At 69.8% G+C, this 22,139-nt stretch carries 17 protein-coding genes and 1 pseudogene; all 18 read right to left on the minus strand.

The window, feature by feature from the left end:
• Positions 1–97 precede the first annotated feature (97 nt).
• Entirely contained in the window at positions 98–673 is a 576-nt protein-coding gene (locus ACFWVP_RS16815; RefSeq protein WP_384497308.1) for a M23 family metallopeptidase, read from the minus strand.
• Positions 674–870: 197 nt separating this feature from the next.
• Positions 871–4,851 carry a type VII secretion protein EccCa gene (gene eccCa, locus ACFWVP_RS16820; RefSeq protein WP_384497310.1) on the minus strand — a complete coding sequence of 1,327 codons (3,981 nt, stop codon included), beginning with the start codon at positions 4,849–4,851 and terminating at the stop codon, positions 871–873.
• Between the two features lie 19 nt (positions 4,852–4,870).
• On the minus strand, positions 4,871–5,026 hold the full coding sequence (locus ACFWVP_RS16825) for a hypothetical protein (protein ID WP_384497312.1): 156 nt from the start codon (positions 5,024–5,026) through the stop codon (positions 4,871–4,873).
• Between the two features lie 46 nt (positions 5,027–5,072).
• Positions 5,073–5,462, minus strand: coding sequence for a hypothetical protein (locus ACFWVP_RS16830; RefSeq protein ID WP_384497314.1), 390 nt, complete (start codon positions 5,460–5,462; stop codon positions 5,073–5,075).
• A 683-nt stretch (positions 5,463–6,145) separates the two neighbouring features.
• Entirely contained in the window at positions 6,146–6,397 is a 252-nt protein-coding gene (locus ACFWVP_RS16835; RefSeq protein WP_384497315.1) for an immunity 49 family protein, read from the minus strand.
• 24 nt (positions 6,398–6,421) lie between these two features.
• On the minus strand, positions 6,422–7,066 hold the full coding sequence (locus tag ACFWVP_RS16840; protein WP_384497408.1) for a hypothetical protein: 645 nt from the start codon (positions 7,064–7,066) through the stop codon (positions 6,422–6,424).
• Between the two features lie 334 nt (positions 7,067–7,400).
• On the minus strand, positions 7,401–7,655 hold the full coding sequence (locus ACFWVP_RS16845) for an immunity 49 family protein (RefSeq protein ID WP_384497410.1): 255 nt from the start codon (positions 7,653–7,655) through the stop codon (positions 7,401–7,403).
• 9 nt (positions 7,656–7,664) lie between these two features.
• Positions 7,665–8,041 (minus strand): annotated as a pseudogene (locus tag ACFWVP_RS16850) (immunity 49 family protein); the annotation flags it as partial.
• 493 nt (positions 8,042–8,534) lie between these two features.
• Entirely contained in the window at positions 8,535–9,326 is a 792-nt protein-coding gene (locus tag ACFWVP_RS16855) for an immunity 49 family protein (RefSeq protein ID WP_384497316.1), read from the minus strand.
• Positions 9,327–9,390: 64 nt separating this feature from the next.
• Positions 9,391–12,171, minus strand: a complete 2,781-nt coding sequence (locus tag ACFWVP_RS16860) for a hypothetical protein (protein WP_384497317.1) — start codon at positions 12,169–12,171, stop codon at positions 9,391–9,393.
• Positions 12,168–12,599, minus strand: a complete 432-nt coding sequence (locus ACFWVP_RS16865) for a DUF6507 family protein (protein ID WP_384497318.1) — start codon at positions 12,597–12,599, stop codon at positions 12,168–12,170. Before ACFWVP_RS16865 ends, ACFWVP_RS16860 begins: the two co-directional genes overlap by 4 nt.
• Before the next feature lie 104 nt (positions 12,600–12,703).
• On the minus strand, positions 12,704–13,015 hold the full coding sequence (locus ACFWVP_RS16870; protein ID WP_384497319.1) for a pore-forming ESAT-6 family protein: 312 nt from the start codon (positions 13,013–13,015) through the stop codon (positions 12,704–12,706).
• Positions 13,016–13,097: 82 nt separating this feature from the next.
• The gene (locus ACFWVP_RS16875) at positions 13,098–13,433 is read right to left on the minus strand and encodes a hypothetical protein (protein ID WP_056798011.1); all 336 of its coding nucleotides are present in this window, start codon (positions 13,431–13,433) and stop codon (positions 13,098–13,100) included.
• Between the two features lie 120 nt (positions 13,434–13,553).
• The gene (locus ACFWVP_RS16880; RefSeq protein WP_384497321.1) at positions 13,554–14,972 is read right to left on the minus strand and encodes a DUF6177 family protein; all 1,419 of its coding nucleotides are present in this window, start codon (positions 14,970–14,972) and stop codon (positions 13,554–13,556) included.
• A 38-nt stretch (positions 14,973–15,010) separates the two neighbouring features.
• Positions 15,011–18,985 (minus strand): type VII secretion protein EccCa, encoded by a 3,975-nt coding sequence (gene eccCa, locus ACFWVP_RS16885; protein WP_384497323.1) that lies wholly within the window; start codon positions 18,983–18,985, stop codon positions 15,011–15,013.
• Positions 18,986–19,021: 36 nt separating this feature from the next.
• Positions 19,022–20,188, minus strand: coding sequence for a CpaE family protein (locus tag ACFWVP_RS16890; RefSeq protein WP_384497325.1), 1,167 nt, complete (start codon positions 20,186–20,188; stop codon positions 19,022–19,024).
• 81 nt (positions 20,189–20,269) lie between these two features.
• Positions 20,270–21,610, minus strand: coding sequence for a type VII secretion integral membrane protein EccD (eccD, locus tag ACFWVP_RS16895; protein ID WP_384497412.1), 1,341 nt, complete (start codon positions 21,608–21,610; stop codon positions 20,270–20,272).
• Positions 21,611–21,774: 164 nt separating this feature from the next.
• Positions 21,775–22,059, minus strand: a complete 285-nt coding sequence (locus tag ACFWVP_RS16900) for a hypothetical protein (RefSeq protein ID WP_384497326.1) — start codon at positions 22,057–22,059, stop codon at positions 21,775–21,777.
• Positions 22,060–22,139 lie beyond the last annotated feature (80 nt).

Raw genomic sequence — 22,139 nt, forward strand, 5'->3', positions numbered from 1 at the left:
AACGCCCCGTCCTGGGCGTGCCGGCGAAATGCGGGGCCGGGGGCGGGGGGTGGGGGGCCCCCCGGGGCCCCCCCGACACCCGGCACCCGGCGGTGTGTCAGCATCTGTTGTTGCTGGTCTGGTTGCGCTTGAGGTAGTCGTTCCAGGTGACACCCTGGACGACCGCGACGACGACGGCTCCGTTGAGCTTCTGCTCGTAGTGCAGATGCGGGGTGATGTCGTAGAGGGCGGACGTGTTGCCGACCTCGCCGATCTTCTGGCCCATCCCCACCGTGTCGCCCGCGTGCACCGAACGCGTGTTCAGATGGGCGTACCGCGTCTGCCAGCCACCCCCGTGACCGATGACTATCGTGTTGCCGTACCCGGCGCCCGTCGAGTAGTACGACTCGAGGACCGTGCCACCGGCGCTGGCGAACACCCGGCGTCCCAGGTCGTCAGGGTTGCCGTTCGCGTCGTAGTGGTTCCAGTCGATCGAGTGCGCGGGACTGTGCCCGGACCAGTTGCTGCCGAGCCATGTCTGGTTGCACTCGAAGGGCATCTTGAAGGCGGGCCGTGCGGCCACGGCGGCTTCCGACGAGTCCACGACCGGCGCCGCCACAGCGACCGGAGCGGTGAGCGTGACTGCCGCGAACGCGGCCATGGTGATCAGCGACCGGCGAACGTTCCTTTGCATGGTTCTCCCCTTGTCGTCGGGTGACACGGCGTCGGGTGACACGGCGATTCAAGGAGGCGGGCATACACAGCGGATACATTCCGCCCGCCGAACCTCACGAGCGCACCCCACGGCTCGGGCATACGGGTGGTGGGGCGCGATGACGTCCTTCGCCACGGAGTCGTCCGGTCCTTCGCCGTTCCCCGCCCCACCGAGCGTCATCCGGGCGTGTGGACCGTCTGGATCAGGCGGTTGGACCTGTTCTCGCGGATGAGTACTCCTCGGCCCGTCGGCTGCCGGCTCGCGTACACCCCGGGGAACAGCTGGCCCTCGCTGCGATCCCCGGCCATGAGGACGGCGGTCGCTCCCGACTCACGCAGACCGTGGACCAGCGGCTCGTACATGCCCCACGACGCGCCCGTCACCTGGCGCGACAGGACGAAGTGGAGGCCGATGTCCACGGCCGAGTGGATGTACGGCAGGAAGGGGGCGAGCGGCGAATAGCCGTCCTCCATCAGTACGTCGTAGTCGTCGACGAGCACCACGATCCGTGGGCCGGTGCCCCAGCTACCGGGCTCCAGATCCTCGGGAGGGGTGCTTTCGTCGGGCAGCCGCTTCTCCAGCTCCGTGGCGACTCCGGCGGCGAGCCCCTCGCACAGTTTGGCGTTGTAGGCGTAACCGCCGTCGAACTCCTCGGGGATCACGCCGCGCAGACCCTGCCGCGGGTCGATGACGGCGAAGATCAACTCGTGTTCGCCGTAGCGGTCGACGAGGCCGCGGGCGACGGTTCTGAGGAGATTCGTCTTGCCGCACCCGCGGTCGCCCAGCACGATCAGGTGCTGGTCATGGTGGAAGAGATCGAGCAGAACAGGAGCGAGCGCGTCCTGGTCCAGGCCGATCGGCACCTGCCGGGGCTCGGCGGCCGGGCCGGGGAGCAGGTGCGGCTCCAGGACGGGAGGCAGCACCAGGACGGGCTGTGCGACCTCACCGCTCCAGGCGGCGCTGACCGTACGAACCGTGCGGTCGAGGACCGCCTCCAGATCGATCGTGTCCGCGAGTCCGTCCGTGCGCGGGAGCGCGGTCTGGGCGAAGAGTCCGCCGTCGGTCAGGACACGGCCTGGTTCGTGGGGTGACAGCGTCCCGGCGAGTGTGCGATCGATGCCGGACTCACCGGGGTCGCTCAGGCACAGCTCGATCCGGGTGCCGACTGCCTGGGCGGTCGTGTGCACGTCGTTTCGGCTGAGCAACCCGGCGACGACGTGGATTCCGTAGCCGCCGCCCCGTTCCAGGAGGTCGGCGACCGTGTCGTACAGCTCGTCGAATTCGTCGCGCAGTGTGTCGAAGCCGTCGATGACGAGCACGATCTCGGCGGACGCCAGCTCGGGCAGCCGTCCCGCCGCGTGCGGGGTGCGTAGCTGCTCGACGGAGTCGATGGCGTGCTGGCGGAAGAGGTCCTCGCGGGTGGCGAGCATGCCCCGCACCATCTCGACCGTGCGGCCCGCGCGCTCGCGGTCGGCCCGGCCCGCGATGCCGCCGACGTGTGGCAGCCCGGAGAGGACCTGGAGGCCGTCACCGACCAGGTCGAGGCCGTAGACGCCGACCTCCCGCGGGGTGTGGGTGAGTGCGAGGGACAGGACCAGCGTGCGCAGGAGGGTTGTTTTGCCGGACTGCGGGCCGCCGGTGACGGAGACGTGGCCGTCAGCCGCTGCGAGGTCCAGATACCACGGGCCCTGACTCTGTCCGGTCGGGTCGTCGAGCAGACCCAGCGGAACCTGCAGCGGGCCCTGCCGGCCGGCGAGCTGCATTCCGCGCGGGCCGGCTTCCAGCGGACCGGCGGCCTTGTCGAGGGCGAGCGCGACCGGAAGCGGTGGCAGCCAGATGCCGCCTACCGCCGGGGCTGCGTCCTCCAGCTGCTCGACCACGACGTCCAGCTCGGTCTGCACGGCCTCCCGGTGCGTTGACACCGGTTCCCCTCGGCCAGAGCCGTACGGTGCCGGCAGGGTGTTGAACGCCTCGTACTCCAGGACGAGAGGCAGGCTCTCCACCTCGTCGGCCTGCGGCGTCGGTGCCCGGTAGTCGCCGGAGACATGGCCCGCCCTGAAGCGCTCGTAGTGACCGGTATCGGTCTTGAGGTAGCCGAAGCCCGGCAGCGGCGGCAGGTGGAACGCGTCCGTGGTGCCCAGGACCGTGTGTGACTCGTCGGCGGAGAAGGTGCGCAGACCGATCCGGTACGAGAGGTAGGTGTCCAGGCCCTCAAGGCTGCCGTCGTCGATACGCTCGCCGGACAGGAGCAGATGCACACCGATGGAGTGCCCGACGCGGCCGACGATACGGAACAGGTCGACGAAGTCGGGTTTGGCGGACAGGAGTTCGGCGAACTCCTCGACGACGACGAACAGGTGCGGCAGAGGATCCAGCTCGGGCCGCTCCCCGGAGCGCAGTACGGAGTACTCACCGATGCCGGCGACGCCGCCCGCATCTTCGAGGACCTGCCGGCGGCGCTCCACCTCACCGGCGAGCGAGGCGTGGAGGCGCTCGACGAGGCCCGCCTCGTTCTCCAGGTCGGTGAGGGTACCTGCGACGTGGGGAAGCTCCGCGAACGGCGCGAAGGTCGAACCGCCCTGGTGGTCGACGAGGATCAGGGAGAGGTCCTCGGGCGGGTGCGTCGTCACCAGAGCGAGGACGAGGCTACGCAGCAACTCCGCCTTCCCCGAACCGGTGGCACCGACACACAGGCCGTGCGGGCCCATGCCGAGTTCCGAGGAATCCTTGAGGTCGAGCAGCACCGGTTCGTGCGTGTCGCTGATGCCGATGGGCACGCGCAGGAAATCGCGTCCGTCACGTGGGGCCCACAGCCGTGACAGGTCGAGGTGTGCCACGTCGTCGATGCCGAGCAGGCCGGCGAGGTCGACGGGGCCCGACAGCGGGGCGTCCAGCAGTGCTTCGGCGGACAGCCTCAGCGGCGCCAGCATCCGGGCCAGGCTCTTGGCGAAAAGGGTGCTGACCTCGTCGACGGTGCCGTGGGCGCTGATGTGTTCGGCTTCGCGCAGGTCCTCGACGAGCAGCTCGGAACCTTCGACAGTGATCCGGATGCCGACGTGTCCCGGTTCCTGGACGCGCTGTTCGACAAGGTGCAGGACGGTGACGCCCATGTCGGACAGGCCGACCGTGGTGTCGGGACGGGGCAGATCGACGGCATCCTCGCCGTGCCCGTCGATGAAGACGAGGAGCGGGGGAGCCATGGACAGGGCCTCCTGTCCGGCCGTTCCGGCCGCGCCCCGGCGCACCTCGGCCGCGTAGGAGGCGCGGCGGCGCAGGTCGGGGCCGAGCTGCCGGGCGAGCTGGGGGGCCGACGGGGCGATGCGCCGGGCGGCGACCGGGCCGTCGAGCTGCTCGACGTCCAGGAGGTGGGGCAGCCACTTCGCCCACTCCCAGTCGGCGATCCGGTCACCCGGCACGGCGAGTGCCATGGCCACGTCGTCGGGGGCGTGCGTCGCGGCGGTCTGGACGAGCAGGGCGCGGGCCACCCGCAGACAGTCCTCGCGCGGGCCGATCACGCTGATGTTCCCCACCCGGTCCAACGGAACCGTGAGAGGCAGGTCGATTCCCGTACGGAAGCGTTTCACCAACGCCGAAGCCTCGTTGAGCGTGAAGACGTCCGGCGGAGTGAGGACGGACGAGCTGCCGTCGGCGATCCGCAGGTCGCACACCATCACCTCCCCGATGCCGACCCGCACACGCAGGAAGTCCGCGTCACCCCGGCGGCGTTCCCACAGGCGCGCGGGGTCGCGCACGATGTCGTACAGGGCGTACGGCGGCGGATCGAGCACGTCGGCACGCTCCCGGCGCGCGCGCTCCTCCGTAGCGAACTCCTCACGCAGGTCCTCGACATAGGCGAGGTAGACCTTCCGCCGGGTGCGGCGGGTGCGATGGGCCCTGCCGTACGGGGAGAGGAGGAGCGCGACGGAACTGATGACCGTTGCGACGAGGACGATCGCGCCCAGTGCGGCGAACTGTTTGTCGCGTAGAACGGTCATCATCACGACGGATGTCATGACCCCGGCGACGGGGAGCAGCGACATCGCGATGGTGCCCGTCATCCCCTCGGGGAGGTTGGGCGGGGCCTCGATGGTGCGTGCCGGTGTGGCGGCCGGCGGCCGGGTGGTCCGGGCCGGGCGGTGTATCAGTCGGGTGCTCATGGACGTCCGTCACTCACGGTCAAGCTCGGCATGGGGTCAGCGACGCTGTCTGCGGCAGCTGGAAGACGTCCGCGGCGAGCCGGGTGACGGCCTGACGCGTCGCGTGTGCGAGCGGCTCGGCACGGATCGCTCCGGTGGACGCGAGCTTCCGCGTGGCCTCGCCGAGGTCGATCACGCACGGGGCGCCTGTCCGGTGAGTACGACGACGACCCTGCCCAGGATCACGTGGCGCTGCTGTGCCTGGGCCCACCCGCGCACGTTGCGGGGAGCCGACGGCGCAGTGGCCGGGTGCCGGGGCGTAGCAGCAGTGAGCCGAGCGCCGGGTCCGCGCGGGTGATCCCGGCGACCTTGCGCGCCGCCCACGAGGAAACGATTCGGCGCAATCCGCGCACGGCCTGGGACGCGAAAGGCTCGCCCTGCGACCGCTCCGGGCGGGCGAGCAGCGCGGCGATCAGGGTGAGGAAGGTAGCCACCGCGGACGCGGTGGTCCGGCGCGAGGTCCGCGGGTCGAGGTTGTCGGCCACCTGGTCCGAGACGTCGTGCAGGACGGGAGCGGGAGGCGCGGAACGGGATCTGACGAGCGTGAGTACGGCACCGTCGGACGTCAGCAAACGCCCGGACGACGTGCGCGATGCGACCCGAATGTCGGTCAACTGGGGCATATCCGGCGGTATTTGACTGATCGGCGCACGGGGAGGGCAGCGCGATGTCGTCCCGATGTCGCTCGCCGGCCAGGGTCACCGGCTCAGTCCCGTCCGGGATGTCATTGCTGTGCTCGCCACGTGCGGAAATCTATCATCGCCACGTGGGGAGATTCCGGGCTAACTGTGCGTACTGATCAGGAACTCATGGGGTTCTCGCGCAGCTCGAGTGGGCAAGCGGACCGCCGAAGTAGCCCGGACGATTCCGGCCGACATCGGTGTCTTCGGAAGAAGCACGCCTCTCCGCGGAGAGTTCTGCCCGGCCCCCGACTGGTGCTGTCCGGGCAGACTGCGGATGGCGACCGACGTGGAGAGCTGCGGCCTGGGTGCGTGTGGTCCCACGCTCACTCACAAGAGTGGCAAGGCAGCTATGACGATCGGCGAGATGGGATGCAACCTGGTTGTCAGGACGGATCGACAAGGCGCTTGCCGTTGAGCCAGTGCCGTGACCGGGGTGTCGTGCCGATGCTGCAGTCGGTGAATCTGCCGAACCGACCGTGCGGGCTCATATTCGACTCTCGGCGCAACGTGCCGCCGACCAGCCTCGCTCTGAAGTCTGTTCACGCGTTCGTCGGTCGGCCGGCGAGTGAACGCTATGTGGGGAACTCGCCGCACCAGTTGCGTCCGATGAGGACGGCGGGCAGGTACTCGGACTCCACTTCGATGGGGATGCCTGCGTCGTGGGCGATGCAAGCCATGGCGAGGGGTGCGAGGGCGACAAGGCCGGAGGCCTGGTACATGCGGCTTTCCTCGCTCCAGTACTCCTTGTGCCATTGGAGGGCGGTGGTGAGTGCCTGGGTGAAGCCGGCGTGGTCCTTGCGGACGAAACGGTGGAACATCTCCATTATTTACGGCGTCCTGCTGGGCATTCAGCCGAATACCGCATCGGTGAGGTCCGGTCCACGTCCGTCGATGATGTCGGGAGCCTCGATCCCGTATCCCTCTGCGTGACCGTAGTACGTCGGCTCGCCAGGCTCCGCCTGGACTCCGAGCAGTTGAACGAGCTCCTGCAGGGCGGATGAGAGGCGTGGGGCGTTGGCGGCATGGATGGCCGGATGGGGCCGGCCCCGGAAATCACAGTGACCCCATACGTCGTGGTACACGGATAGTTCGGCCGAAGGGCCGATCTCGTCGGGTGACACGACAAGTTCGACCAGACGGTGCTCGTCGTGGCCAGTTCCGCTCGCGTCGAACCACGTGCCGGATCCGAGTACAAGAATCTCGCCCATCTCTGCCTGCGGATGACCGTTCGGCCGACAGGCGCGGAGGTCTCCGGGCAATGTTGGATCGTCGAGCGAACGCCTGACAAGGTTCAGGCGGCTGTGGATGCCTAGTCCGCCTTTTCCCAGTTGGAACCAGCTCCACTCGAGCGTGTCCGGCCCTAGCAAAGCGTACTTCTGGAGAATCGCGCTCATGCGTCCTGCGGTTCTGAGCGCGGATCCCAGGCCAGGCTCCAACACGCCGTCCAGGTCCCAGAACCACGAGCCGCACTCTCTCGGCGCGCGCATCAGCATAGTCATCGAACCAATCATTGGTCGGCGGCATGAAGCCGGCTTCGGAGGGGGAGCGCGATCAGCGCTCATAGAGGTGAGAATCCCACTCTCGCCGGGCAGCGTGCGCCGCCTTGCCACGCCGGAGGTGGGTTGAGCCGCGGCTCGATGTGTTGCGGACGGACTTCACCGAGCACGTCTCCGATCGGGGAAGCGGTCGGAGACTTCGGTGAGTTCACCGACCTACTGGAGGGCTGGGACCACGTCCTCCCTGAAACCGCGCGGCTGGGGCGGGGAGTTGCGGGGCTGAGCGAATTGGCCGAGACCGTCTTTAGCCCCCACTATTGGAAGTCGGCTTTCAGGTTGGGAACTCGCCCAGCCAGCTGCGATTCAGTAGTTGGACGGGCAGGTAATCCGATTCAACCCCGCTTGGGAAGCCGCCATCGTAGGCGAGGCAGGCGATGGCTAGTGGGCCGATGGCCCACAAACCCTCGATGTCATTCTCGCGGTCATCATCGGCTGTCCAGTACGCTTTGTGGGGCTCTAGTGCTTCAACCAGGGCGGCATAGTCTGGGTGAGAACTGCGGAAGGCTGCTGTGAGCTCCTCAACCATTCTGGGCTGCTGCCGCAACCAGTATGCTTGCAGTGCGGCTGCCCAGTGGTAGAGGTACTCGTCGTGCTCTGCACCGGATGCTCGAAATACATCCTGAGGCACCTCGCACAGTTCGGTCATCCGCTTCTGATCGCGTACCAGAAGGCATCGATCCATTCCGGTGCACTGGCAAAATTCCTGGGTCCCGTAGCGGGCAGTCTTCGCATCTCGTGATGGATGCGGCATTCCACCGAGCCTTCGGTGGTCCTCGCTGCACGGAAGACTGCTGACCCAACCTGCATCGTGTTGACCACCGCTTCCCAGGTGTCGATGGCTGAGCCTCTGGGGTCGACCGTTGAACGTGCCTGAACGCATGTCCGCACAGAGTTCCACAACGCGTCGATCATGTGTGGCGCCTCTTCCAGGGACTCGATCTCCTCGATCGTCCTCGGTGTCACCCTCCGCGCGTAGGCCTCGTCGTCTGGCCCAGGGGCACCATGGCGGGGCACGGTTACGGTCACGAGCGCTCCTTAGCGCAACCCACATGCTTGACGGCCGCCAGACACCTCCGCACAACTCATGTTGGTCGTAGGCATGATCGAAGCGGTGCGCGAAGTGCACCGGATCGCGGAGAGCCTGGACGCTGAGTCAGGCAGGAGAGGCTGAGCGGTGCTCCACCGCATGGCCGGTAATCACGGCTGAAGGGTATGTCTGCTGGTCGTGGTCAGGACCAGAGCGCAGCGCGAACGCGCGCCATAGGCTTCCGCCGGACTGCCGATTCCGCTCTGCGCTGATCGTGCGTCTGAACCGGCCACGGCTCGGCTTCGGAGCGGCTGAGCCGTAACGAGGGAGGAGGGTGTACAGGTGCACCTGGTGGCTGCCTAGTTGGGGTCTGTTTCCCTATGTGGGGAACTCGCCGCACCAGTTGCGTCCGATGAGGACGGCGGGCAGGTACTCGGACTCCACTTCGATGGGGATGCCTGCGTCGTGGGCGATGCAAGCCATGGCGAGGGGTGCGAGGGCGACGAGGCCGGAGGCCTGGTACATGCGGCTTTCCTCGCTCCAGTACTCCTTGTGCCATTGGAGGGCGGTGGTGAGTGCCTGGGTGAAGCCGGCGTGGTCCTTGCGGACGAAACGGTGGAACATCTCCATCGGGGGGTACATCAGCTTGCCCGCCGACTCTGGATCGGAGGCGGCTTGGGGGTCGGTGCCGTCGACGGCTGCTACCAGGTTCTGGACGAGGTCGGGGCCGCCGAGCCAGTAGGTCTGGAGGGTTTTGATCCAGGCGTAGTGGTACTCGTCGAACCTTTCGCCGTTCTCCCTGAGAAGGGAGAGCGGCACCTGGCACAGGGCGGTGATCCTGTCCTTCTCGCGGCATATCACTGCCAGGTAGAAGGCGGTGGTCCAGGCTCCGGGGGTCACGTACCACTGGGGGCCGGTGGCCTGGAGCGTGCGGTCCTTGTGCGCGATGCGGCACTGCACATGCTCGTCGGGCGTGGTCGCTGCGGCGAACACGGCAGAGCTGACCTGCATCGCGGTCACCCAGGCATCCCACGTGGGATAGATCGCCGCGCGCGGGTCCAGCAGGCAGTGGGACTGGGCCAGGGTGAGCGTGGTGCGCTGGGCCCGGCCCAGATTCGTGGAGTCGGACTCAAGTCCCTCGATGAGCTTCTGTGCACTTCCTTGGAGCACGGCAACGCCTGCTTCCGCCTTCTCCGTGGGGAGGGGGAGGCGGGCAATATGGAAAACCAACGCGTTACTCCTTGAAGATCTTGAAATGCTTGAGCTCAGCTCCAGCATACTTACCGGCGTTCTCAGTGGCCTGCACAAGGACGTAGCGCAAGGTCTTGTTCGTGATGGCTGTGTCGATCTCCTCTGCGTACTTCGCGTCCTCCGGCGAGAAGGGGCCGCGGGCTTCCATGTCAGCGACAACCGTGCGGACGTACTCGAGGGTCCCCTGTTTCACCAAGGTGCGGCTGTCCAGTTCGCCGTTGCCTTGACGCCAGTCCAAGGTTCCCTGAGGGCCCTTCGCCTCGACGATGATCAGGTTTCCATCCTTGTCACGCCAAAGCTGGTCAAACCTTCTCGACCCGTTGGGCGTCTCGGGGAGGTCGGTTATTTCCCGGGCGCCGTCGAACTCCTTCAGCAGGAGCATGTGCTTGCGGGCAGCTTCTTCGCCAAGGGCCTCGCCCAGCTTGCTGTTGTTCGAGACGCCCGGCCCGACAGTCTCGTCGAAGTACTGCTGCGCATCGGCGAGTACCCGAGCAGTCTCACCGGTCGGGGTAGTGTCGAATGCCTTCTGGGCATTGTTCAGCTCCATGCCTGCGATGCGCCTGGCCGAGACCTCGTCGAGGTGGTTAAGCCCCTGGGGATCGACTGTGGCACGGTCCCTCACGAGGTCTTCGAGATGGAAGTCCTCCGAGCTTGCGTACGGCAACTCGTTGGAGCTCATCCAACTGCCGTCCGGCTTCTCGATGAGCTTAGGCAGGAGCTGGCCGTCGACCAGGCTCTCGGCGTTGTTGCGTTTGCCGATTCCCCACTTGTCGTAGTGCTGCGCTCGCCAGGCCGGGTCCTCGTTTGCCAGCCGGACGTGTTCGCGGGTGATGACCGCTCGTTCTTCAGGTGTCCGTCTGCCAGCTGGCTTCTCGCGGGCAGCCTCGTACTCCGCGCGGTGGGCTGCGGCCTGGGCGCTGTGCCCCCCGTTGCCCGTCGTCGAGCCGCCAGGGGCGCCGTGAGCCGTACCTCCCGTGGACGGCGTGTCCGAGTGACCTCTGCCGCTGCCAGCGCTGTCCGGAGCCCCGGCCGAGGTGCCGTCGCCACCGCCCGCATGAGGTACGGGGTTGCCGCTGCCTCCTGGTGTGCCGTCGCCAAGGCGGCCCGCAGGTGGGTTGCTGTCCAGGTTGTTGCTCGGCATGTGGTTCGCCGCGCCCCCCGGGGTGCGATCGGCGGCACCACGCTCCGGAAGATTGTCCTCTGCCCGGCCGACGCCGCCCAGGTCGTCGCCGAGGCGTATGCCGTCACCTGCGTTGCCCCCGGCCCGTGCCCCCGCGCCGACCAGCACCGGCTGCCGGACCGGGGCCTCCACGCGGGCGTGGTCCGGGGTGTTCGTGCCGGCGTCGGTCCTGCCGGCTTCCCTGTGGGCGTCCTCGGCCCGCTGGACGAGGACGCCGCTCTCGTCGTAGAGGTTGCCCTCGCGGTCCGCGTAGGCGGCGCCCTCGTCGAAGGGGTTCTTGACCGTGCCCTCCGGGAGGGCGATCACTCCCTCCGGGAGTCTGACCGTGCCGTCGGCGAGCCGGACCGCTCCCTCCGGGAGGGTCGCGCCCGCCGGGAGGTCGACCGTGCCGTCGGTCAGGCGTACGGCGCCTTCGGGGAGGGTGAAGACGTTGTCGGGCAGGGGTGGTATCTCGACGGTGCCCAGGCCCTTGAGGCCGGTCATCGCGTCGCCGATCTTCGACATGCCGAAGCCCGCGCCCTTGAAGACGTACGTCATCGGGTCGACGAACCGGCTCACCTTGCCCGCCGCCGACAGGGCCTTCGCGGCGAGGGCCGCCTTGCCGCCGCCCGCGACCGCGCCGCCGGTGCCGCCCGTGAAGACGGTGGTGACGACGTTGAAGGTGACCGCGCCCGCTGCCCGGGAGGGGTTCTCGCCCCACTGGTCCCAGGCCACCAGGGCCTTGCCCGTCTCCTTCATCGCCGTACGGGAGTCACGCAGCCAGGAGGGGAGTTCGTCGTCCTTCGCCGTCCAGTAGGCCGGTCCCGCCACCACGGTGACCAGCAGGCCGGTGCCGAGCTGGGCCAGGCCTTTCCACGCCTGGCCGGCCGCCTCGAAGCCGTCGTAGCCCACCAGGGTGCCCAGGCCCTTGATCGTGCCCCAGACCCCGTCGACGAAGAAGCCCTTGGTGAAGTCCCAGGCGTGTTCCCACACCTGCCAGCCCGGGGTGGACTCGACGAGCGGGTCGCCCCAGGGGAGGCCTTGGGCCTGCTTCAGGGATTCGGCGTCGTAGCCGTACTGGTGCGAGCTGTCGGAGCCGTCGCTCTTCTTCAGGGGCAGGAGACAGACCAGCGCGGTGATCTTGTTGTAGCAGGTGATCTCCGCGTCCTGGAACGCGGAGAGGGTCTCGGCGATCTCGTCGCGGCGGTTGTTGTTCTCCTCGACGAGGTCGCCGTCCTCGCGCCACTTGTCGTCGGCGTCGACCTTCACGAGGAAGGCGCCGGCGTCCCGCTTGATCTGCCTGAGCTTCTCGACCAGCGGGTTGACCTCGTCCGAGTACGTGCTCAGCGCACCGGCGATGGCCGTGAGGTCGGACTTCAGCCTCTGCCCGTTGTCCGCGACCGGCTTCGTCGTCGCGAACAGCTGGTCCGCCTCGGGTGCCTGGTAGAAGGCCTGGAGGCCGCCGAAGCTGCTGTGGATGTCACCGGTGGTCGTCGCGACGGTTTCCGCGGCCGAGGTCAGCTCGCTGACCTTCACGTCCAGGGTCGCCAGGTTGCCGGTGAAGACCGGGATGCCCTCCAGGCGGATCGGCTGGTCGTCGCTCACCCGCGCCCCCCGGGAGCGTCCTGCAGCAGGTCCAGCCGTACGGCCTTGGCCGCGTCCTGCGCGTGCTTCGCCGCGTCCAGGTCGCCCGCCACGTACTCGTTGGTGGCCTTCGCCGCGCCCAGCACCGCGGCCTGGATGCGTTCCGCCGTCGACTTCAGGAAGCTCTCGCGCTGGGCCAGGTACTGGCTCAGCGCCGAGGCCACCGGCCCCAGCGTGGCCTTCCCCGCCAACGGGGCCGCCCCCACCGGCACCGGACCCTGCACCGGCGTCGAGGCGTCCGTGCCCGGCACGGCCGTCCCCGCGGCCGTCGCCGCCTCCGACATCGTCGTGACCAGGGCCGTCAGAGCCTTCTCCAGGTCACCCGCGTGCGTGCCGGTGACCTTCAACTGGCCCTGCACCCCCTGCGGCTTGATGTCCCACGCCGTCATGAACGCCCCCACCCCGCGTACCGATGTACTGCTTGCACCTACGTCACTGCCCCGACCTCAGGAGGAACGTTCCTCCCGTTCCTCCGGCCCGGACGCGCAGCGGATCAGCCGATGTTGTCGACCGCTGCCTTCGCGCGCGCGAGCGTCTGCTGCGCCGTGCCGTCGTTCTTCTCCAGCGTCGTCCGCAGCAGCTGGATGATGTTCCTGACCTCGGTCGAGGTGCTGTTCCAGCGCAGCTCCTTGCCGTGGTACTCGTCCGCGACCCCGTCCGCGGCGAAGTCGGCCATCGCCGCCTTCACCTGGGCGTCCCGCGCCTGGATCACCTGCTCCAGGCGGGCGATGACCGCCTGGATGTTGCCCTGCGCCTCCGTGGAAGCGCCCGTGTCGTACGAACGGCGGTCACTGTCCGTGGCCATAGTCGATTACTCCCCGTGGAATGAGATCAGACCTGTCGTGGAAGGCCTGGCGTGGAAGAGGGAAAGCGGGAACGCGGGACGGTCAGCCGCGACCGGAGAAGCGGGCCGCGTCGAAGTTCGCCGACGCCATCTGCGACTTCGCGTTCTCGCCCTGCTCCTGGTCACCCTCGCCGAACGCCGCGTCCATCCCCGACTGACCACCCAGCAGCGCGGACAGCGATCCGTTCAGCGCCGCGGTGATCTCGTCCGAACGTGACTTGAACGAGTCGAAGGCCACCTTGCCGGCACCGTTGAACTTGCCCTCCAGCGGCTGCGCGGCCTGGATCAGCTGATTGATCAGCGTGCCCAGGTCCGTGCTCGACTCCGTGGAACGCGACATCAGGTTCGACAGAACCGATGCCCCCATATCGAACTTCATCAGGTTCCCCCCGCCAGACTGAACAACCGTACGAACAACCATGTCTATCAACCCGGACATCGCTGATGCAATCAGCAATCAGGTCACTGTGACCATCCCAGGACACTCCGGCAGCCCCCGTCACGCGCCCTTCAGATGCCGCATCAGCCGCTCGAAGTCCTGCCATCGCGACAGGTCCGACGGATCACCCGGCAGGGGGTAGTACCACGCGGGACGTGCCCGGGACCCGAGCTGAACAGGCTTTTCCGGCAGAGGAGTACGCCGGGCGCGGTCGCCGGGTATCGCCCGGACCTCGTCCGCGCCCAGCACGAAGGCCAGCGGGACACCGGGTCCTTCGAAGCGTGGCGGCACCGCGAGGTCACGCCGGGCTTTGCGGAGTTGTACGAGCATCGACTGGAACCGGTGGCGGGTGGCGAGCACCTCGGCGGCCCGGGGCAGCGCGTCCAGCGGGATCTCCTCGTCCGGTCCGTAGCCGAACGCCAGCGTCACCTCCTCCTCCACCCCCGCCGTCGTACGGGTGACGCGCACGGTGGCGAGCCCGGGCCGGTCGGGGCTGCCGACGACCACGGCCCAGGTGGGCCGTGGGGCCCGCTCGTGGGCGAGGTCCGTGAGGCGCTGCGGTGACCAGGGGAGGTTGGCGGGTTCCGCCGTCCCCCAGCCCGCCGGGGGCGCACCGGTGAGCTCACGCCACACCGACTCCAGGCCGCCGCCGAGCACCAGGCGGTCGTCGGCGGGGTGGACCGAGCGGAACGTCACCGCCAGCTGCCGCTCGCCGGTGTCCGACACCTCCCCGTAGGACGCGGCGACCAGGCTGCGCGGTTCGCCGGTGGTGGCGCCGGGGTCCTCGACCGGTGCGAAGATGCCGTCCTGCCAGCGCAGCACGGCTCCGGACAGCCCGTCGTAGTAGCCGTCCCGTTCGTCCTGGACGATCCAGCGGGAGGGCCACGTTCCCAGGAGGTGACGTACGGCGGGGGAGAGCGTCGTCCCGGGTGGTGCGACGACCTGGAGCCCGAGCCCGGCCTCCGTGGCGGCCCGGTAGGCATCCGCGAGCCAGGCCGTCAGGGCGACGACCGGACGGTCCTGGATGACGACGGCGACCTTCTCGGTGAGCACGTCGACGGCGGGGACCGCGGCGGCCGGGGTGGGCGCGACGCTCACACCGTCGGAGGGCACCACGGCCAGCGAACGGGCGGCCTCCGGTGGCCAGGCGGAGCCACCGGCCAGGTGGGCGAGCCGGGCGGCGAACGTACCCGCGAGCTGTTCGGCCTCCGCGACACCGGTGGTGGCACGGGCCTCCGTCCACCAGAAGGGGACCGGCGGCGCCGTGGCTCCGAGCAGTCGTTCCGCCTCGCCGGTCACCTGGACGAGCAGTGGTGCCTCGACGGATACCAGGGGACGGCCCTCGGGGTCGCAGAGCTGCACGACGGCGCCTTCGCCGTGGGTGCCCACCAGTTTGTCGGGACCTCCGGAGAGCAGTCCGACCAGTACGGTCCACGGGTCGGGCATGCGGGTGGTGAGGGCGATGACGTCCTTGGTCATGGGGTGCGTCCGGTCCTTCGTTGCGTGGGTGCCGGGTGCTATCCGGGCGTGTACACGGTCTGTATCAGGCGGTTCGCGTAGCCCCTGCGGATCAGCACACCGCGTCCCGCGGGCTGCTGGGTGGCGTACACGCCCGGGAACAGCTGGCCCTCGCTGCGGTCGCCCGCCATGAGGACCGCCGAGGCCCCCGATTCGCGCAGACCCTGCACCAGCGGCTCGTACATCCCGCGCGACGCGCCCGCGACCCGGCGCGTCAGGACGAAGTGGAGGCCGATGTCCACCGCGGACGGGATGTACGGCAGGAACGGCGACAGCGGCGACTGTCCGGCCGTCGTCAGCACGTCGTAGTCGTCGATGAGGACCACGATCCGGGGTCCGCTGCCCCAGTTGCCGGGCTCCAGGTCCTCGGCGCCCGTGCTGTCGTCGGGGAGCCGCTTCTCCAGCTCGGTGGCGATTCCCGCGGCGAGGCCGGAGCAGAGCTTGGCGTTGTACGCGTAGCCGCCCCGGAACTCCTCGGGGATCGCGCCGCGCAGGCTGCGCCGCGGGTCCATGACCGCGAAGACCAACTCGTCCTCGCCGTAACGGTCGATGAGGCCGGCGGCGACGGTCCTGAGCAGATTCGTCTTCCCGCACTCGCTGTCACCCATGACCAGCAGGTGCTGGTCGTGCTCGAACAGGTCCAGGAGGACGGGTTCCAGCGCCGTCTGGTCGACGCCGATCGGCACCCGCCGGGGTTCGGCGGCGGGACCCGGCAGCAGGTGGGGTTCCAGGACGTGCGGCAGGACCCGGACCGGCTGGGCGACCTCTCCGCTCCAGGTGGCGCGGACCGTGCGGGCCGTGCGCTCCAGGACCGCTCCCAGGTCGGTGGTGCCGGCGAGTCCGTCCGTACGGGGCAGGGCCGCCTGGGCGAAGAGCTTGCCGTCGGTGAGGACGCGGCCGGGCTCGTCGGGGGACAGGGTCTCGGAGAGCCTGCGGTCGATGCTGGACTCGCTCGGGTCGTTCAGCCGCAGTTCGAGGCGGGTGCCGAAGGTCGACTGGGTGGCTATGCGTACGTCGTTCCAGCGGAGCATGCCCGCGACGACGTGGATCCCGTAGCCGCCGCCGCGCTTGAGGATGTCGGTGACCGCGTCGTCGAGGTCGTCGAAGTCGTCGCGCAGCGCGCCGAACCCGTCGACGACGAGCACGATCTCGGCCGACGCGAGCTGAGGCAGCCCGCCTGCCGCGTGCAGGGTGCGCAGCTGCTCGACGGAGTCGATGGCGTACTCGCGGAAGAGGTCCTCGCGGGTGGCGAGCATGTTCCGCACCTCCTCGACCGTGCGGCCCGCGCGCTCGCGGTCGGCCCGGCCGGCGATGCCGCCGACGTGGGGCAGGCCGGACAGGGCCTGGAGCCCGCCGCCGACCAGGTCGAGGCCGTAGACGCCGACCTCCCGCGGGGTGTGGGTGAGCGCGAGGGACAGGACCAGCGTGCGCAGGAGGGTCGTCTTGCCGGACTGCGGGCCGCCGATGAAGGCGGCGTGGCCGCCCGCCACGGTGAGGTCCAGGAACCACTGGCCCTGCCACTGCTTCGTCGGGTCGTCGAGCAGACCGAGCGGCACCTGGAGCGGGCCCCGTCGCTTGGCGAGCTGCATCCCGCGCGGGCCGGCTTCCAGCGGACCGGCGGCGCCGTCCAGGGTGAGGGCGGTGGGCAGCGGCGGCAGCCAGATGCTCCGTACGGGCCCGGCAGCGCCCTCCAGCTGCGCGACCACGACGCCCAGCTCGGTCGGCCCGGTCTCGCGGCGGCGGGACGCCGGTTCCCTCGGGCCCGACTCGTCCGGCCCGGCAAGGGTGTTGAAGGCCTCGTACTCCAGGGCGAGGGGACCGCTCTCCGTCTCGTCCGCGCGCTGCACGGGGCCCCGGTAGCCGCCGGAGACGTAGCTGGCCTTGAAACGCTCGTAATGACTGGTGTCGACCTTGAGGTAGCCGAAGCCCGGCAGCGGCGGCAGGTGGAACGCGTCCGTGGTGTCCAGGACCGTGCGCGACTCGTCGGCGGAGAAGGTACGCAGACCGAGCCGGTACGAGAGATAGGTGTCCAGGCCCTTGAGCCTGCCGCCCTCGATGCGTTGGCTGGACAGCAGCAGGTGCACCCCGATGGAGCGGCCGATACGGCCGATGGACAGGAACAGGTCGATGAAGTCGGGCTTGGCGGTGAGGAGTTCACCGAACTCGTCGATGACGACGAACAGGTGCGGAAGCGGGTCGAGGTCGGGCCGCCTGTCGGCGCGCAGCGCGGCGTAGTCGCCGATGTCGGCGATGTCGCCCGCGTCCTTGAGCGCCTGCTGGCGGCGCTTCACCTCACCGGCGAGGGAGGCGTGGACGCGCTCGACGAGGCCCGCCTGGTTCTCCAGGTTGGTGATGACCCCGGCGACGTGGGGCAGCTTCGCGAACGGGGCGAAGGTCGCACCGCCCTTGTAGTCGACGAGTACCAGCGCGAGGTCCTCGGGCGGGTGCGTGGTCACCAGGGCGAGGACGAGGGAACGCAGCAGCTCGGACTTTCCCGAACCGGTGGCGCCGACACACAGGCCGTGCGGGCCCATGCCGAGCTCCGAGGACTCCTTCAGGTCGAGCAGCACCGGTTCGTGCGTGTCGCTGATGCCGATGGGCACGCGCAGGAAGGCGCGTTCGCCGCGCGGGGCCCACAACCGCGACAGGTCCAGGTGTGCCACGTCGTCGATCCCGAGCAGGCCGGCGAAGTCGACGGGGCCCGACAGCGGGGCGTCCACCAGCGACTCGGCGGACAGCCTCAGCGGCGCCAGCATCCGGGCCAGGCCCTCGGCGAAGGGGCCGCCGACCTCGTCGACGGTGCCGTGGGCGCTGACGGGTTCGGGCTCGCGCAGATCCTCGACGATCACCTGGGCGCCCTCGACGGTGACGCGGATACCGACGTGTCCCGGCTCCTGGACGCGCTGTTCGAGCAGGTGCAGGACGGTGACGCCCATGTCACGCAGGCCTACCGCGTCGTCGGGGCGCGGCAGGTCGACGGCGTCCTCGCCGTGCCCGTCGGTGACGACGAGGAGCCGGGAGTTCATGGCCAGGGCGTCGCGCCCGGCCAGGCCCCGGCGCACCTCGGCCGCGTAGGAGGCGCGGCGGCGCAGGTCGGGGCCGAGCTGCCGGGCGAGCTGGGGGGCCGACGGGGCGATGCGCCGGGCGGCGACCGGGCCGTCGAGCTGCTCGACGTCCAGGAGGTGGGGCAGCCACTTCGCCCACTCCCAGTCGGCGATCCGGTCACCCGGCACGGCGAGTGCCATGGCCACGTCGTCGGGGGCGTGCGTCGCGGCGGTCTGGACGAGCAGGGCGCGGGCCACCCGCAGACAGTCCTCGCGCGGGCCGATCACGCTGATGTTCCCCACCCGGTCCAACGGCACGGTGAGGGGCAGCTCGGTCCCCGTACGGAAGCGTCTCATCAGCGCCGACGCCTCGTTGAGCATGAAGAGGTCCGGCGGGGTGAGGACGGAGGAGCCCTGGTCGGCGATGCTCAGGTCGCGGACGGGCATCTCACCGGTGCCGACCCGCACACGCAGGAAGTCCGTGTCGACACGGCGGCGTTCCCACAGGCGCGCGGGGTCGCGCACGATGTCGTACAGGGCGTGCGGCGGCGGATTGAGTACGTCGGCACGCTCCCGGCGCGCGCGCTCCTCCGCGGAGAGTTCCTCGCGCAGGTCCTCGACGTAGGCGAGGTAGGCCTCCCGCTGGGTGCGGCGGGTGCGCTGGGCCTTGCCGCGCTGGGAGAAGAGGAGCGCGACGGAGCCGATGACGGTCACGACCAGGATGATCGCGCCCAGCGCGGCGAACTGGCTGTTGCGTACGACGGTCATCATCACGACGGACGACATGACCCCGGCGACGGGAAGCAGCGACATCGCGATGTTGCCCGCCTTCCCCTCGGGGAGGTTGGGCGGGGCCTCGATGGTGCGTGCCGGTGTGGCGGCCGGCGGCCGGGTGGTCCGGGCCGGGCGGTGTATCAGTCGGGTGCTCATGGGCGTCCGTCACTCACGGTCGGGCTCGGCATGGGGTCAGCGACGCTTCTGCGACAGCTGGAGGACGTCCGCGGCGAGCCGGGTGACGGCCTGACGCGTCGCGTGCGCGAGCAGTTCCGTACGGATGGCTCCGCCGGCGGCCAGGTGGCGGTCGAACGGGAGGACCTGGACGCTCGCCCCGGTGGACGCGAGCTTCTGCGCGGCCTTGTCGAGATCGATCCCCCCGCGGGGCGCCTGTTGGGTGAGCACGACGACCGTGCCCTCGATCACGTGGCGCGGCAGCGCCTGGATCCACTCCAGGACGTTGTGGGTGCTCGTGACGCCTTCCAGCGTGGCCGGCGCGGTCAGTACACGGGCCTGGGACGCGGAGAGCGCGACCCGGGCGACCTCGGCGGGCAGGGTCTCGCAGTCGACGACCGTCACGCCGAAGTAGCGGCGCAGGGAGACCATCACCTGCTCGTACGCCCTGGTGTCCAGCATCGCGCCGATCCGGCCCTGACTGCCGGGCAGCAGCCAGGCGTTGCCGGGGAGCTGGACGAGATAGCCGGTGACATCGAGCAGGGACATCTGGGGTTCGACGATGTCCGCCATGTCACCGGTGGTCCAGCGCAGCGACTGGACGCCGAGCCGCAGGGGCAGCGATCCGAGTGCCGGATCCGCCTCGACGAGCAGGACCGGGTCCTGCCTGTAGTGCGCGTACGTGGTGCCGAGCAGCGCGGCGACGGTCGACTTGCCGGCGCCGCCCCTGATCGACGTGACGGCGATCTGCCGGCCGGTCGTCACGGGCTGCTGAAGGCGCTCTGCGGTGCGGGTGAGCTCGGCGACCTCGCGCGCCGCCGACGAGGAAACGATTCGTCGCAAACCGCGCACGGCCCGGGACGCGAAGGGCTCGCCGTGACGGGGCTTGCGCACCGCTCCGGCCAGGCCGTCGTCCACCACGGGCCGGGAGTCGGGGGCGGTACGCGGGGGCCTGCTGCCGGGGGTGTGCGAGGCGGCGGGTGTCTGCTCCCGGCCCTGCTGAGCTGCGGGCGCGGGAACCGCACGGGCGGCGTCCGGCAGCGGGGCCCCGGGCGGTACCGGGCCGGGCCCCGAAGCGGGGGCACCGGTGACCTGCGCCGGTCCGGTGCCACCCCGCCCGGCGGGTGCGGCAGCGCCCCTCAGGTCGCGCAGCACATCGCCCTGCCAGTCGTCCGTGTTCGGCATGTCTGCCTTTCCCCTCCACCGCGGCGCCCCGGCGGAGCGCCCGCGCGTCGACCCATAACTTGTTGAACAGCCGTCCGGCACTCAGAACTTGTCGAGCAGCTGGCCGAACACGCCGAACACACCCACGGCGAGCGGGAAGAGCGCCACCATGCCGATGGATTCGACCAGATCCGCCGTGCGGCGCAGCCGGACCCGCACGTGCTCCGGCGGCTCCACCGCCAGCACCAGCAGCGGCAGCAGCGCTGCCGCACCGAGCACGGCGATCGCCCCCGCGCCCCCGGCATGCTGCATCCACAGCATCATCAGGCGTACCAGGAGGACCCCGGCGGCGGCCACGAGCGCCACCACCTCCACCACCAGCGGGAACGCGCGGGCCCTCGACAGGAGCACCACGGCGACGACGGAGGCCAGCGCCACCGTCCACACGGTCGGCCGCCCGGCCGAGGCGAGCAGCCAGCCCGCCGCAACCGCCGAGACCGCCACGACCAGGGTCGCGAGGGCCAGTCCCCGGTGCGTGGCCGCGAGGGCGTTGCCCACCTCGTGACGGCTGACGGAGACGCCTCCGGAGCGGCGGTCGTCGAGCGCGGTGAGTCCGGACGCCATCAGGGCGATCCTCGGCAGCAGACCGAGCAGCACCACCGAGAAGACCGCCATGGCGGCTCCGAGCCGGGCCGGGTCCTGCTGGACGGCGGCGACACACTCCCAGACCACGGTGACCGAGGCGGTCGCCGCGGCGCCGATCAGTCCGCCGCGGCCGAGCGGCGAGAAGTGTCCGAGCAGCACCAGGGTCAGCGCCAGCGCGCCCGCGACGGCGGCCAGACGCACGGTCCCCGCCCAGTCGTACGCGTCGGCCGCCGTCCACGCGGTGAGCACACCGAGGCCGCCGGAGACGGACAGCAGTGCGGTCGCGAGCCCACGGTTGCCCTGCTTGGCCCTGGCGGCGAGCGCACCGGACGCCAGGAGGACGAACGTGACCAGGGCGAGGGTGCCCGCGAGAGCGCCGAGCGAGAACTCCCGGCGGGCGAGCACCGCGGCGACCACCGCGAAGACCATGGTGGCCACGCCCGCACTGGCCCGCCGCGCGACAGGACGCCAGCGCCAGGCCCGCAGGTCGAGGTCGTCGGCCACCTGGTCCGTGACGTCGTGCACCACGGGGGCGGGCGGCGCGGAGTGGGACCTGACGAGCCGGAGCACGGCGCCGTCGGATATCCCGGCCGATGCCAGAGTGCTGTCGTGCGGCAGTGCCGAACCGTCGGACGTCAGCAACTGCCGGGTCAACGGGCGCGATGCGACCCGATCGTCCAGCAACTGGAGAATGTCCGGGAGCAATTGCCCGATCGGCGTATCGGAGGGCAGGACTATGTCGGCCCGACGCCGCTCGCCGACCAGGGTCACCCGGCTCAGTTCCGTCCGGGATGTCATTGCTGTGCTCGCCACTTACGGCAACCTATCATCGCGATGTCAGGAGATTTCGGGCCAACTGCGCATAGCCGTACGGTCGGCCTTGAGTCATTCCGGGAGAGGGCTCGCCACAGGCACGGAAAACCAGACGCCCATTTCCGGCCCGAATGCGGAATCCGCCTCGGTCAGGGCTGTTTCGTCGGTTTCGTTGCGGGCTGCCCGTACTCCTGGGCCTGACGCTGCTGCTTGTCCTGCTCCGCCTGCTGTTTCTCCAGCGTGTGCTGGAGAAAGGACCACCCCACACACCCCGCGCACAGGACGGCCGCGACGGCGATCCCCGCGAATGCCTTACCGAGCCGTTCGTCCGCCGTACGCCGGGCCCGCTGCGCGCCGAACAGGAGCGCGTCCCGCATCCGCCGACGGCGCACTCCCACCGATTCCAGCAGTTGGCTGTCGTAATCCCGTGCCATTCCGCTTCCACCCCCGTTGCTTTGCCTCTGCAACATAAGGCATCGGTTCGGGGCAGTACACCTCAGGGGCGTGCCGTCCC

The sequence above is a fragment of the Streptomyces sp. NPDC058637 genome (assembly GCF_042717325.1).
Taxonomy (GTDB): Bacteria; Actinomycetota; Actinomycetes; order Streptomycetales; family Streptomycetaceae; genus Streptomyces.